A 15386-nucleotide genomic window follows, 5' to 3' on the forward strand; every position below is an offset into this window, starting at 1 on the left:
TATTGCCCCTTCCTCGCCAAATTTTTGTCAGGAGATGTGCTTAGGGAACTCTATCATGATCTTAAAATCTTCAGCCGGACACCCGCTTTCATCCCTTTTTACTCACAAACCCTCTCCCTTTCTTCCGTTCTAATATTTAATTATACAAAAAAGAATCTTACAGGTGAAATCATAACATAGCGATCAGCGTTGGTAATCTATTCCCATTACTGGATATCGGTTCGGATCACACAAAAAACCCGAACCAGGCACACCAATAAAAGTGCTCGATTCGGGCCATCTGCTTTATAATACCTCACCATTCGTTTGAATGACTTTTTTGTACCACTCAAATGAATCTTTCTTAAAGCGCTTCATTGTTCCGTTTCCTTCGTTATCACGATCAACATAGATCATGCCGTAGCGTTTTTTCATTTCGCCTGTTGTGAAGGAGACAATATCAATAATGCCCCACGGCGTGTAGCCGATTAAATCTACACCATCGTAAGTGACCGCTTTTTCCAGTGCTTCAATATGTGATTTCAAATATTGAATTCGTTCCGGGTCATGGATGGCGCCGTCATCTTCCAGCGTATCAACCGCCCCAAAGCCATTTTCAACGATGAATAATGGAATTTGGTATCGATCATAAAAGCGATTTAACGTGTATCTCAAACCAGTCGGATCAATCGCCCAGCCCCAATCACTGGAGGTGATGTACGGATTTTCAACACTATTAGGCAGCCCGCCGTTTACGACATCTCCTGTATTGTCATTTTCGACATCGCTTTTCACAGTTGTCGACATATAATAACTGAAGCCTAAATAATCGACTGTCCCATTTCTCAAAATCTCGTCATCGCCGTCTTCGAAGGTGATATTGTAACCTTCTCTTTCAAACTCTTTTAACGCATACTTCGGATAATAACCGCGAACCTGCACATCCGGGAAGAAATAACGCTGTCTCATTTCTTCTTCAGCAAGCATCACATCTTCCGGATTAGAGGAGTAAGGATAAATCGGTACGTGTGACACCATGGCCCCAATTTGGAACTGAGGGCTGATTTCTTTACCTTTTGCCACAGCCAATGCACTTGCAAGTAACTCGTGGTGCGCCGTTTGGTACATGACTTCCTTGGCGTTTTCATTTTCTCCGACCACGACACCTGAGTTCGTCCATAGGAACAGAGGGTTGTTCACATCCATCTGGTTATTGATCTCATTGAATGTCATCCAGTACTTCACTTTATCTTTATATCGGTTGAAGCAAACCTCAGCAAATTTGACGAAAAAGTCTACGACTTTGCGATTTCTGAAGCCGCCGTATTCTCTTGCAAGATGCAGCGGAAGTTCAAAATGAGAAAGGGTAATCACCGGCTCGATTCCATGCTTCAGCAATTCATCAAATACATTATCGTAGAATTGCAAACCTTCTTCGTTCGGTTCAGCCTCATCGCCTTTCGGGAAAATCCGGCTCCAACCGATGGACGTCCGCAAGCATTTTAATCCCATTTCCGCAAACAAAGCGATATCTTCCTTGTATCTGTGATAGAAATCAATGGCTTCATGGTTCGGATAAAATTCGTTCTCTTCAACGGACTCCGTGATTTTTCTCGGCACGCCGTGCGCACCCGCTGTCATCACATCGACGACACTAGGCCCTTTACCGCCTTCATTCCATCCGCCTTCAAATTGGTGGGCAGCTAATGCACCGCCCCATAAAAAATCCTTCGGCATGTTTCCCATGTGTTATTCCTCCTCAGCTTACAACTGTAAATAGTTTTTGATCCAGCGTACTTTCTTCAAGTTCCTCGATGAGAATTTCCTGATACGCATGTGAATTGGTGATGATGACTGGAGTAATCGTTGTTAACCCTTTCTGTTCAATGAATGCTTTATCAAATTCAGCAAGCACCTCGCCTTTTTTGACTGTATCTCCCTCTTTCACCTTTAAGGAAAAAGGAGTTCCGTCTAACGTCACTGTATCCAGCCCGATGTGCACAAGCAATTCGACGCCAGACGCCGAACGAAGGCCGATCGCGTGCTTTGTAGGCGCAACCATGACGACGGTTCCGTCAAACGGAGCATAGAGCTTATTATCGGATGGCTCGATCGCCAAGCCTTGTCCCATGGCACCTGAGCTGAATACCTCATCAGGCACCTTAGAAAGCGGAATGACCTTGCCGCTAAACGGAGCATATACGGTTTCTTCATTTGCCTGTGCCGTTTGAAGACTTTCCTTTTCCGGCTGTGCAGCTGTATCATCACCATAGCCAAAGATCTGAATCAGCACAACAGGAAGAATCACCGCAATCGCAGCACCGATTAAAATACCCCAGATGGACGTCGGGAATTGTTCATTGATGCCATTCACGATCGTCAGAGGTCCCGGAAGTCCGGCATACGCAAAGTAATACGGATTAAAGAAACTGGCCGTGATGGCACCAACCGCGCCGGAAATACACCCAAAGATAAACGGCTTTTTAAATCTTAAGGTCACACCGTAGATCGCAGGCTCTGTAATACCAAACAGTCCTGTGACCCCAGCTGAAACGCTGACTTTTCTCGTTTCCTTGTTTTTCGCTTTTAAGATGACGCCAAGCACAGCCCCAACCTGCGCAACCACCGCAATCGTTTGATACGCCTGGAATGAATCCCGGCCGTATAAATCAAAGTTTGCCAATACCATCGGCGTGATGCCCCAGTGTACACCGAAGATCACGATGACCTGCCAGAATGCGCCGATGATGGCTCCAGCCAAAGCCGGCACGTTTTCCGCCAAGAAGTTGTAACCGTTTGCAATTCCATTTGCGCCTAGCGTTGTCACAGGACCAATGAGGACAATTGTTACTGGCACCATAATGACCATGCATAGAAAAGGAACAAATAACGGTCTGACCACTTCGTTCATTCTCTTATTCAAGAATCGTTCAAGGTAAGACAACATCCACACTAAAAATAATGGCGGCAGCACGGAAGACGTGTATGTCGTTTGCGACAAAGCAATTCCTAAGAAAGAAATGCTCTTTCCGTCTGCGATTTGAGCAGCCATCTCCGCCCATGTCGGGCTGACTAACGCGGCACAGCACGCTACAGCGATATACGTGTTGGTCTTAAAATGCTTTGATGCCGTAATCGCGATAAAAATAGGCAAAAACGTAAACGGCGCCCATGATATGAAACTAAAAACCTGATAAGTTCCCGTTTTCTCAAAGCCATCAAACAATAAATTAATGATGATTAATGCACCTTGCAAAATACCGGCCGCAGCCAAAATGTACACAAATGGCGCAAACACAGCTGACATGGTTGCGATAACACGGTTCAACATCGTTCCTTTATTTTCACTCTGTTCATCGGACAGATCAATATTGACCAGCTTCGAAAACGCTTCGAAAACGTCCCCTACGTGCTGTCCAATGACAATCTGAAATTGGCCGCTGTTCTCCACGACCGTAATCACGCCGGGCATCGATTTAACGATATCCTTCGCTTGCGGCTTAGACCGCTTCAGCACCAAGCGAAGCCTGGTAGCGCAGCGAGAAGCCCCTATCACATTCTCTTCCCCGCCTACGGCCTCCAAAATGTCTTTCGCTAGTCTGGTATAATCTCTCACTTTCCCCGACATTTTCACCCACCCCTTTGTTTTGGTTACGCTTTCATTATAATTGTACCGGTATAATTTATCAATACTCTAACAAAATATTTGTGCCTTTATCATCTCTGTAAGCGGTTTATGCTATAATTTTGACAAGTGAAACTATACGAATAAATGAGGAATGCGTATGTTAAAGTACCAGCAAATCGCAGCGGAAATCGAAAAGTATATAGTAGAACACGAGCTTAAACAGGGAGATAAACTGCCAGTGCTAGAAACCCTCATGGCCCAGTTTGAAGTCAGCAAAAGCACCATCACAAAGTCTCTGGATCTATTAGAACAAAAAGGCGCGATCTTTCAGCTCAGAGGAAGCGGCATTTTCGTTAGAAAGCATAAACGAAAAGGCTACCTCAGCCTTCTGTCCAATCAGGGATTTAAAAAAGACCTTGAGGATTTCAATGTCACCTCAAAAGTCATTGAGCTGGACGTGCGAAAGCCAACACCGGAAGCGGCAGAAAATCTCAACATCGGACTTGACGAAGACGTCTACTATGTCAAAAGGGTCCGCTACATCAATGGACAAACCCTATGCTTCGAAGAATCCTATTACAACAAATCCATCGTGACGTATTTGAACAAGGAAATTGTTTCTCACTCCATCTTTCATTACATCCGGGAAGGATTGGGACTGAAGATCGGTTTTTCTGATTTGTTTCTTCACGTGGGGCAGCTTAATGAGGATGAAGCGAATTATTTGGGGCTGAAGGCTGGACTTCCGAAGCTTTATATAGAGAGTATTTTTCACCTGACAAATGGGCAGCCGTTTGATTTCTCGAAAATTTCTTATAATTATAAGCAGTCGCAGTTTGTGGTGCAGGCTAATAGTTTTTTGCTGTAGGGCAGCTGCACCTTGCTTCTAATGAAGAAACACCCCTCTTCTATCAATCAACTATGGAAGGTGGTCGACATGTACAAAATCATCATTCCTGCCATACTAGCCATCTTTGCGCTCTGGATACTCTTACAGATTTCACTAGAGATGAGCATCGTTAAGAATCCAATGAACTACTTTATCGTATTCATTATCTTTTTCCTCTTTATCAAGATGGCGAAAGAAAAGCATTGAAAGGCTATAGGAAACCAGATTTGTACTGAAATCTGGTTTTTTTGTGCTTCACTTTATTCATCCATTTTATCCTCACTCATTTCGCCACCCTCTTTTCCTCATTTTCATTGTCTCTAAAAGGAGTTATGCGTTACTATCGTATAAGGGTCCAATGATGAAAAATAATGACATACTTTTAAATTATCCTGATATGCACATGCTCATAAATAGGGGTTTATTCTAAAAAGGGGATGGACGGTTTTGGAAAGCAAGTACTTAGATTTACTCGCACAAAAATACGATTGTGAAGAAAAAGTGGTAACGGAAATCATTAATTTGAAAGCGATACTGAACCTGCCAAAGGGCACTGAGCATTTTGTCAGTGATTTGCACGGGGAATATCAGGCATTCCAGCACGTGCTGCGTAATGGTTCAGGACGAGTAAAAGAGAAAATACGCGACATTTTCAGCGGTGTCATTTACGATAGAGAAATTGATGAATTAGCGGCATTGGTCTATTATCCGGAAGACAAACTGAAGTTAATCAAACATGACTTTGATGCGAAAGAAGCATTAAACGAGTGGTATAAAGAAACGATTAACCGAATGATTAAGCTCGTTTCTTATTGCTCCTCGAAGTATACCCGCTCCAAACTGCGTAAAGCACTGCCTGCCCAGTTTGCTTATATTACGGAGGAGCTGCTATACAAAACAGAACAAGCTGGCAACAAGGAGCAATATTACTCCGAAATCATAGATCAGATCATTGCGCTTGGCCAAGCCGATAAATTGATCACCGGTCTTGCCTACAGCGTTCAGCGATTGGTGGTCGACCATCTGCATGTGGTCGGCGATATTTACGACCGCGGCCCGAAGCCGGATCGGATTATGGAGGAGCTAATCAATTATCATTCTGTCGATATTCAGTGGGGAAATCACGATGTCCTTTGGATCGGCGCCTACTCCGGTTCCAAAGTGTGCCTGGCCAATATTATCCGCATCTGTGCCCGCTACGACAACCTGGATATTATTGAGGACGTGTACGGCATCAACCTGAGACCGCTGCTGAACCTGGCCGAAAAATATTATGATGATAATCCAGCGTTCCGTCCAAAAGCAGACGAAAACAGACCAGAGGATGAGATTAAGCAAATCACAAAAATCCATCAAGCGATTGCCATGATCCAATTCAAGCTTGAGAGCCCGATTATCAAGAGACGGCCGAACTTTAATATGGAAGAGCGGCTGTTATTAGAGAAAATAGATTATGACAAAAACGAAATCACGCTGCACGGAAAAACATATCAGCTGGAAAACACCTGCTTTGCGACGATAAATCCGGAGCAGCCAGATCAGCTATTAGAAGAAGAAGCAGAAGTCATAGACAAGCTGCTGTTCTCTGTCCAGCATTCCGAAAAGCTGGGCCGCCATATGAATTTTATGATGAAAAAAGGCAGCCTTTATTTAAAATATAACGGCAACCTGTTAATCCATGGCTGTATTCCTGTCGATGAAAACGGCAATATGGAAACGATGATGATTGAGGATAAACCGTATGCGGGCCGTGAACTGCTCGATGTATTTGAACGATTCTTACGGGAAGCGTTTGCCCACCCGGAAGAAACCGATGACCTGGCGACAGATATGGCCTGGTATTTATGGACAGGCGAGTATTCCTCCCTTTTCGGAAAACGCGCCATGACCACATTTGAGCGTTATTTCATTAAAGAGAAGGAAACGCATAAAGAGAAAAAAAACCCGTATTATTATTTACGCGAGGACGAGGCAACCTGCCGAAACATCCTGGCAGAATTCGGCCTCAATCCAGATCATGGCCATATCATCAACGGCCATACACCGGTAAAAGAAATCGAAGGAGAAGACCCAATCAAAGCAAACGGAAAAATGATCGTCATCGACGGCGGCTTCTCCAAAGCCTACCAATCCACAACAGGCATCGCCGGCTACACGCTGCTATACAACTCCTACGGCATGCAGCTCGTCGCCCATAAACACTTCAACTCCAAGGCAGAAGTCCTAAGCACCGGAACCGACGTCTTAACGGTGAAACGATTAGTGGACAAAGAGCTTGAGCGGAAGAAAGTGAAGGAAACGAATGTGGGTGAGGAGTTGTTGCAGGAGGTTGCGATTTTGGAGAGTTTGCGGGAGTATCGGTATATGAAGTGAGGGGTGAAGATATGCTCATCTAAAGGTAGACAGAGATGAAATAAAAAATCTGTATGCCCTAGAGGAGCTTTTTCATGTTTGGAAAATAGTACTCAAGATAAAAGCTATGCATACTTTCGGATGTGATTAGGAAAATGCTTAAGCTAATGGGGTTGCAGATAAAGTTGAAAAAGATCAATAGTAGGCGGTTCTCAGTCAGATTCGGTCCGAAGATCAATATCTTGCAATTTCAGAACTAAATCAAGAGGAAAGCTTCTCTGTCCAGATTTTATATGAGATTGACAAGTTCTCACGTCAAGGGTATTACTAATGGAAGAAGCAAATGCCTTCCGCGAGGAAAAACGGAATGAACAAATTATAGTCGAGATGACATTTCCTCACGAACTTTAGTATCTGGTTTTTGTTTTTGTCTTTGCTTTTGTCACTATATAATTATCTTTGAATTAAACCGACAATTGAATCCGAGAAAACCAAACGAGGGTGAATTTTGTCAAAATCGGCCTGCCACATTAACTGCCGAACCTGTGCTATGAAGACTCCTATTCCAACAAAGTAATCGTTACTTATTTGAACAAAGATATTGTTTTTAATCTTCCATTCATCCGGAAGATTAAAAACTGGAAGTGAGATGCTAAAACGTAAGCAATAAATTGTTTATTTACGCGATGACATTGTATCAGATGTAAAATAGGAGTTACGATTAATGAGTTTTGGGGGGGCTTCGGCAATGAAATGGATTCTAACTAAAACGACCAAGATACTTACTCTTGGTCGTCTAATTTAATTGTAGAATAATTTAATTATGTTTCTTCTTAGATCTGTAAGTAAGTATGAATACTATAATCTATAATGGTGTTGAGGCAAAAAGTTATTTTAAGTTATTATACAACTCACCTGAATTCAACGTAACAAGACTTGTAGTAATTTTACTCTTATCATATGAACAAAGTATTGATTCACCGATGACTTTTGCAAGTTTTGGTGGTACAGCGTTACCTATTTGGCGATATTGGTCATTTCTTCTCCCACAGAAAGTGTAATCTGATGGAAATGATTGCAATAATTGAGCCTCATAGGGAGTTAAAGTTCTTGGCTGCTCAGGATGAATGAATTTAAGTCCATCCTTCTCCATATGTGCCAAAATTGTATTTGATGGCTTATTCCAACTCTGCTTTACATATGTGTCTCTATGTTTATTCCGATTATAAGGATATAGAGTATCCAAAAATTCATTATAGTCTTCAGAATCTCTGTTCATAAAACGTGATGAGTTACTTCCCTGCTTAGTTCCGACGAAAATAACAATATCACGAAAATTATGTTCCCTCGATTGATGATTTGCCAAAAATTTATTGTCTCCAAAAGTGTTGATTCCGCAATCATTAACCAGATCATTATATTTTTCTAAAAAGCTTAAGAGGTTATTGAATTTGTGCGTTTTTTTATCTTTTATTAATTTGTACTCTTTATTTAATTTATGATAGAGCTTCTTTAGTCCTTGCCGACTACCAAAGTGATTATTCATATCTGCCAATTCTTTGATATTCTTTATAAACAAACTTAAACTCTTTTTATAATTATCAGTAATAATATCGATATTCTTAAGTTTCTCTGATATCGAAATTTTAGGCAACCTGACTGGAAGATGCTGAATTTCTCCAACTGTCTTATAAGGAAACCCTTCAGGTCCATGAGTAGGCTTCAACCTAGGCGAGTCAATTCCGAGTCTATTTGCAATGATAAAAATTCTTCTTCTGTGTTGCGGAACCCCAAAATCAGCTGCATTTAATACCTGAAACCGTTCAGATAAACTATTTTCGACTTTTGTAGAATAGCCTTTTGATTCTAGCTCATCACAAATTAATTCAATTACTTGTACTTGTTTATTTTCTACACCTTCGTGATCTACTTTTTTTGATAACATTCCTTCTACATTCTCAAACACTACAAAAATAGGTTTAAGATAATTTACTATTTCAATGAAATGTTTATATAAAGTATTTCTCGGATCATTCTTTAATTTTTCTCTCATTTCTTTTGTACCGGATCTAGCAGGACCAGCAAGTGAAAACGTTTGACAAGGAGGACCGCCAATCACCACATCGATGTCCCCACAGGACTGAAAAACTTCTTTTTTTACATCAGAATTTGTGATGTCTCCTTGAATAACTTTTTCCGATCCCAAATGACTACGTAAAGTATCAGAGGCAGCTTGGTTTATTTCAACCGCTCTAATAATTTCAAATTTTAGATTTGGATGATTAGCCTGTAAAAAACCAGTTGAAAATCCTCCTCCTCCAGCAAATAGATCAAGCACTCTCAATGTTTTTTTCATTCTTTTCTTCCTTTTAAAAAACTAAAAATACGTCCTTAACAATGCAGTAATCTAGATTGCATTATGTGAACCAATATTTACGAACATTCTTTATGAATCAGTTTAGCACAATTGTCAACTGATCGTTAATTTTAATAAATGATGGTCATACTTATATCATAAAGTATGACCATCATAAAGATATCCGAAGCTGATTACACCTAAAACTTTTTGTTTTATAATAACATAGAACGCTCAACAGAAAACCGACCAAAATAACGACCTTAAACGTTGCTTGATTGAAGGCTAGATCTTTGACAGTTAGTAATAGTTCAGAATCAATTTTATGTTTTTATTAATAACGCAAAAGCCGTTTATTGAAATATCCAATAATCTATAACTAATGTCCTATTATCAATTAATTTTTTCAAAAAATTCCCATTCTAGCATTACCTCAAATAATGTCTCTAATTCTCTAACCCCCTCACCATGCAAAATACTACCAATTTCTATATTGTTTATTATTCCATTATAAGATAAATTTGATGATGAAATTAAGGCGTGTTTATTATCAAACACAGCAATTTTAGCATGCAAATTTGAGTAAACTTTAGAGTTGACTAATTTGTAGATTTTAAAGTTTTTATTTATTTCAACAATAGATTTAATAAAATTTTCATCTACATGCTTATCTAAAAAAAACTTAATTATTACGCCTTCAGAAGCTTTTTTGTTCAAAAGTTGAATCAAATCGTTTACAAATTCTGAAATAGTGTATCCCGTAATTAATATAGTGTGTTTTGAAGCATGAATATACTCTCTCAATACACCTATTGTTCTTCTTGTTTTCTTGCTGTGTATTAAAGCTGGAACTGTAGCTACTAATTCAGCTGAGATTACTTCTTTCTCAAACGTTTTATTTTGCAGCTTAAATAACGCTATAATGTTGTTTAAATCGTTTATGTCTAAATTAGGGAAAGTTTTTTTTAATTCTTTAATAATAGCATCTTCCCCATAGATATCTTCATTTCGAATAAAGCTATTTAATTCCTCAGCCAACACGTATAGTCTTGTCTGCACTTTTAAATCAGCCCTTCAAAAAATGGGGTAATATTACTCTCCATTGTATTAACAAGTAGTGACCGGTCTAATAGCATATTCCCTGTTTCACAAGCAGTCTCTGGTAGCATTGTACAAGCAAAACATGAAGCTCCGTTAATATAATTACCTTGTTCTGGCTCTTGCATTGAACACTTAGGATCATTAGAACAGAATTTTGCTTCTTCTAAAGAGGTTAATAACAATTTTCTAAAATTATTTATTTCCCCCATTTCAACAAGTCCTCCTAGTGACCCCTCTTGATCTGAGCTGCCTGTATAGATAAGAATTCCTGACATTTTCTCATTATAATAAATTCGCTCTTTTAGAGCAGATGAAGAGTACCCACATTGTAAAGACATTTCTTTCATCAATAAATGAGACAGCGTATGCATTAATACAAAAATAACATCTTTCTCACTTTGGTGTTTCCAACCCTTCTCATCTAAATAGGCTTTATACATCTTTTTATAATTTTCGGAACGTGAAAAAACTTCTTTATTGGATTGAGCCCAATTTATTAATGATACACGATTAAATTCGACAAAAATTCCTTCGCCGAAAATTTCAACGGCTGGAAGCCAATTTGTATTTGTATCCCCTAGCCAAACAATACTTCTCGGTTCTTTTACATCTGGTTCTGGAATATCATTTCTAGTGAACCCAAGTAACACCAGTATTTCCTTCAATCGTTGAGCTTTTACAATTCGTTTAATATATTTTGTTAGATCAGAAGGAACTCTTTCTTCTTCAGCTTTAAAATCTTTTCCTTGTTGAATCGAACCGGTGAAACCAACTAATGCATCATACTCTATTTCTTTAATTTGTTCATATTTATTAATCTCCTCTGAATCTCTAGCAGCTTTTGATTTCTCAATCTTAAATTTACTCCAATCTGCTAAGAACTCTTCAAAAGTATCAAATATACTCTGAGCCTCTTCTTTCATTGAATATGCAAATTTTAATCCACTTTCTCCACCATGACTTTCAGCAATTTCTAGCTCCTTTGATACCCTTATAAAAAACTCATAACACTCTTCAACCTTTTCTTCTGAGACGGGAATGGAAATTGCACTTCTCAGGACTGGAAAATAAACATTTGAAGCGCCTCGTTGTAATGGAATTACGTTTGCTTCGCATGGTTCTTTATCTTTAGTATTCATTTTATGAGGGTGATTCCCTGTACATTTTAAATCAGTGAACGATTTTTCACGTGTTGCTTGACTCATATTATTAACACTACCACATTTCAAACATTTAACTATCAAAGACTTTAAACTGGAATCACTCCCCTTACTTGTTAATTGTAACTCTCCATCACAATCTTCAATTTCCGAATTTTTATGTGCCCACCACTGCCATGGAAAATCATCTAAATGTTGTTCTTTGCTATTATTGCAAGAAACTACAAATCTTGAAGGATAAGCTTTTTTGCCACACCTAGGACACAATGGTCCCTTCTCTAAATATGATTTCATATCAAAGTTTTCTCTTATGTCAAATAATCTTCTACATTTTAAATTTGAACAAACATGATAGTTAGGAAAAGGAATAGAAGGTAAATCTTTCTTTCCATTGGTAGGTATTTTCTTAAATAAATCTTTTCTTAAAAAATCAGACAAACGATTATCATAAATTTCTTCTAGGTTATCTCCCCAATAATTAATATCTAGAATTACTAATGAGTCGTTAATAGAATCCATTATTGCACCCGGGCCATATGTTGTTATTAATTGACCTGGACGTACTTCACCAACTTCATTTTTCAATTTTATACCACCCTTCTTGTATATAAATCTTAGATGATGCCTCAATTTGTCTCATAGCATCTAAAGTGTCTCTTTCAATGTTTATTTTAGGAGTCCGATCATTAAATCTTGATAATAATCTAACTTCATTCTTTTTAAGGTTCTCAGGAGAAGGGTAGAAATAATACTGTAGACTCGGTTCTGTAACGCTTAAGTTTTGCCAATGATCTAAAAGAATATTTAAATCATTTAATGTATCTGTTAAGTTTTTATTATCTGAAATAGACACTCTTTTTTTGATAATTCCTTTTAACTCAGTTAAATTTATAGAACGAATATTAATAGCATCTTTGTTATTGGCTAAATCTCTATTTTTAAGTCTCAATATTGCTACTAATGAAGCATGTAGTGCTCTATCTCTTGCACGTGCAGCAAATGGCGTTGCCGTCGTACCTTCTACATAGTTATATAATCTACTATGATATCCTTTAAAATTTTCATAGTGTGATAAATCTCGGGGGCGATAAGGATTGTATATTGTAACTACAAGACCAGGTTTACTACGCCCTACACGACTAGATGCTTGAATGTATTCTGAGGTTTGTTTTGGCTGTCCGTTTACAACCATCAAACCAAGGCGATCAACATCCATTCCAACCGATATCATATTGGTTGCCAGCGCAACATCAAGTTCATTATTACCTGTTGATTTATCTAGTAATTCAAGAATTTGTGGGATTCTATACGATGGAATTCGTGATGTTAATTCTTCCACATTATCAATGTATCTCTCTTTAGGAAACCCATAAATTTTCTTCAATCTTTGAATTCGTTTTCGAACGTCATCATCTAATAGTCGAACAGCTCCACCCAGTTCCCTAATACTATTAAAGTATCCAATTAATGTACGATACGGGTCGATATGATCTAAATATTTTGCATATTTGGGGTCTTGGATAATGGTTTCAGATACTTGAAGTAGAACTGCAAATACTCTCAAAACTACAGTTTTCACTGATTGACCGCTAACACAAACACCTGTGTATAAACGGAAAGGAAAATCTTCAAGTTTTTGTTCTCTACCAAAAAAAGAGTTTTCGATACTTAAACCCGAAGGAGGAAATTGACTTGAAGATAAACGTCCAAAAACTTTCTTTACCTGTTCTCCTGCATTTTTTATTGTAGCCGTGGCAGCAATATATTTTGGAGGGTATAATTTTTCATTTATTTTAGCAGTACATAAATTTTCTACAGCCATTTCATAAAGTCCATATATTGTTCCTAATGGTCCAGTAATTAAATGAAGTTCATCTTGAATAATTAATTCTGGTGGATAGAATTTTTTAACTTTGTAAACTTTTGATGATGGATTATTATGTCGAGTCTTATGGCTTTCACCATTTGCAATATATCCACATTTTTCACAATAACGGTCTACCCTTCCAAAAATATTAGCCGTTTTTTCATCCCAAGGTAACCTTGCTAATTTATCCACCGTAGATATTATTATTGATGGTGCTTTACGATAAATTTCTTCGTCTACTAGATAAACCGGTATATGATTTTTATGATAATAACATTTAATGTTTTCACAATAAATTTCAATTCCAGTTTTTTTAGTGTTTACATCGTTGTTTGGTAAGTATTCAAACTTAAGATCTTTTGAACCACAACAAGGGCATTCGATAACTTGTTTTTCTATTTTTTCATATTCCTTTTTGACTTGCCATGCCTGTCTATATCTTGTTTCTTGTAAATCTTCTAGCTTATTTGCAGTAACTTGTCCACCAACCCAAAATCCTATTGAAAACTCACTTTCACCAAATGATTGTTGATCTTGAACACGTAGATATTCTGCTGCTGAAATTAATCTCGTAAGACGATCTCTTTGTTGTGTAGTTAAAAGCCTTAGTGTATAACGTAAAATGATAGTTACGCCACCATCTTTATTGTAGGAACTTACCTCATCTCTAGTAAGACGACGGTACCCCAGTAAAAATGCTATGATACCTAAATATGCTTCAGTCTTACCCCCACCAGTTGGAAACCACAATAAATCTACTAACTCCCTATCTTTAGAAGATGGATCTATTATTCCTCTAATATTTTGGAGGATAAATGCTAATTGGAAAGGTCTCCAGCTAAAATTCTCCTTCGCAAGTTCAGCCTCTAACGTTGTTATCTGATTATTTTTTGAGTAATTCTTCATACTTATTTGAGTATGCATAACTTCATTCATAAAAATAAAAGCTTTATAGGCTTTAGAATTATTACGAAGTATAGCAATACCATCTCTAATGCGCCTGAGGGAATCTTCACACTTATCCATAACAATACTCGCAGATTTTTGATCTTCTACAGAATCAAATCTTAAATCATTAATCCAGTTGTTATATCGATCCGCCAAATTATTCAATTTATCTAGTAAAGTACATGGATTTTGCTCTATTGCCATCTTTCTAATTGAAAAATAATCGTCTGGCAGATTTCCGTATTTCGAATCATAAGGAAGTTCCGTACTCATTCCTTCAACTTCATGGGTAGGTATAAAAGATGTTTTTATAACACTGGCATTTCTAGAGTTGAAATTAAACCATTCTGCAGCACACCCGAAACCTTTTGCAAAAATTGGTTTGTTTCTATATAAATATTCTTGAAAATCAGACTTATCTTTCCTCGCAAGGTTTTCTGGTATAAAGATAGCTGTATTATCAACACCGGATATTTCCATACTTACTTGGTAAATTGATTTTTTTTTCGTTTTATCAATGTTTTTATTCACCAAAAAAATTGATAAAAGATTATTGGTAGTGCCTTCAATACTTACTTTTTTTAACAGTAACTGAATATTTTCCAACATGCCCTTCTTGGGAAGATTTATTTTATAAGAATCCTCATCTAAAGGAATTGTAATAGTATGATTAATTACTTTTCTAACCCATATTGGAATTTCTTTATTAGACTTTTCATCAAACCTTTTATCTTTTTTGTATTCTCCCCATCGAATTATCGCTTTTAATTTTTTCAATTCTTTATCGGTATACATTTTTAAACCTAGTGAATTTTGTCTCCTCTTCGTTTTATCATTTCCAACTTTTTCGTTTTTTGTTTCTTCATCAGTTTCTGTATTCTCATTCTCAATAGTAGATCGAATTATTAGTTCTGAATGGGGCTCATCTAATTCTTCTATTTCTTCGACTTCTGAATCCACAGGACATAACATTCCGGTTAAATAAGCTTGTGAAGGATCTTCTGTTAAAACATCTGCATCATTATATTCTGGGCCAATTAAATCTCTCTTTAATTCTTTAACAAAGATATCACGTACTTCTGAATACTTATGTCTATCCATTTCTC

At 37.7% G+C, this 15386-nt stretch carries 9 protein-coding genes; 3 read left to right on the forward strand and 6 right to left on the reverse strand.

The window, feature by feature from the left end:
- Nucleotides 1-285: 285 nt before the first annotated feature.
- Nucleotides 286-1725: a 6-phospho-beta-glucosidase BglA gene (bglA, locus tag WA325_RS09660; RefSeq protein WP_336183538.1), complete on the reverse strand. Its 1440-nt coding sequence runs from the start codon at nucleotides 1723-1725 to the stop codon at nucleotides 286-288.
- Nucleotides 1726-1738: 13 nt separating this feature from the next.
- Nucleotides 1739-3607 carry a beta-glucoside-specific PTS transporter subunit IIABC gene (locus WA325_RS09665; protein WP_248337753.1) on the reverse strand — a complete coding sequence of 623 codons (1869 nt, stop codon included), beginning with the start codon at nucleotides 3605-3607 and terminating at the stop codon, nucleotides 1739-1741.
- A gap of 157 nt (nucleotides 3608-3764) precedes the next feature.
- Here WA325_RS09665 and WA325_RS09670 point away from each other — a divergent pair, with 157 nt between their 5' ends.
- The 3 genes from WA325_RS09670 to fbp all read left to right on the forward strand — a co-directional run bounded on the left by WA325_RS09670 (nucleotide 3765) and on the right by fbp (nucleotide 6869).
- On the forward strand, nucleotides 3765-4475 hold the full coding sequence (locus tag WA325_RS09670; protein ID WP_336183539.1) for a GntR family transcriptional regulator: 711 nt from the start codon (nucleotides 3765-3767) through the stop codon (nucleotides 4473-4475).
- A gap of 69 nt (nucleotides 4476-4544) precedes the next feature.
- Nucleotides 4545-4703 carry a hypothetical protein gene (locus WA325_RS09675; RefSeq protein ID WP_105954597.1) on the forward strand — a complete coding sequence of 53 codons (159 nt, stop codon included), beginning with the start codon at nucleotides 4545-4547 and terminating at the stop codon, nucleotides 4701-4703.
- A 240-nt stretch (nucleotides 4704-4943) separates the two neighbouring features.
- Nucleotides 4944-6869 (forward strand): fructose-1,6-bisphosphatase, encoded by a 1926-nt coding sequence (fbp, locus tag WA325_RS09680; RefSeq protein WP_336183540.1) that lies wholly within the window; start codon nucleotides 4944-4946, stop codon nucleotides 6867-6869.
- Between the two features lie 868 nt (nucleotides 6870-7737).
- Here the strand turns inward: fbp and WA325_RS09685 are convergent.
- From WA325_RS09685 to drmA, 4 genes are all read right to left on the reverse strand, one after another.
- The gene (locus WA325_RS09685) at nucleotides 7738-9204 is read right to left on the reverse strand and encodes a DNA cytosine methyltransferase (RefSeq protein WP_336183541.1); all 1467 of its coding nucleotides are present in this window, start codon (nucleotides 9202-9204) and stop codon (nucleotides 7738-7740) included.
- A 393-nt stretch (nucleotides 9205-9597) separates the two neighbouring features.
- Complete coding sequence (locus WA325_RS09690) at nucleotides 9598-10242, reverse strand: phospholipase D-like domain-containing protein (RefSeq protein ID WP_336183542.1); 645 nt, start codon at nucleotides 10240-10242, stop codon at nucleotides 9598-9600.
- Between the two features lie 23 nt (nucleotides 10243-10265).
- A complete protein-coding gene (locus WA325_RS09695; RefSeq protein WP_336183543.1) occupies nucleotides 10266-12050 on the reverse strand; it encodes a DUF1998 domain-containing protein in 1785 nt (594 codons plus the stop codon).
- Nucleotides 12040-15381 (reverse strand): DISARM system helicase DrmA, encoded by a 3342-nt coding sequence (drmA, locus tag WA325_RS09700; RefSeq protein ID WP_336183544.1) that lies wholly within the window; start codon nucleotides 15379-15381, stop codon nucleotides 12040-12042. The genes WA325_RS09695 and drmA overlap by 11 nt, the downstream gene beginning before the upstream one ends.
- Nucleotides 15382-15386 lie beyond the last annotated feature (5 nt).

It is taken from the genome of Bacillus sp. 205(2023) (assembly GCF_037027485.1).
Classification (GTDB): Bacteria; Bacillota; Bacilli; order Bacillales; family Bacillaceae; genus Bacillus; species Bacillus halotolerans.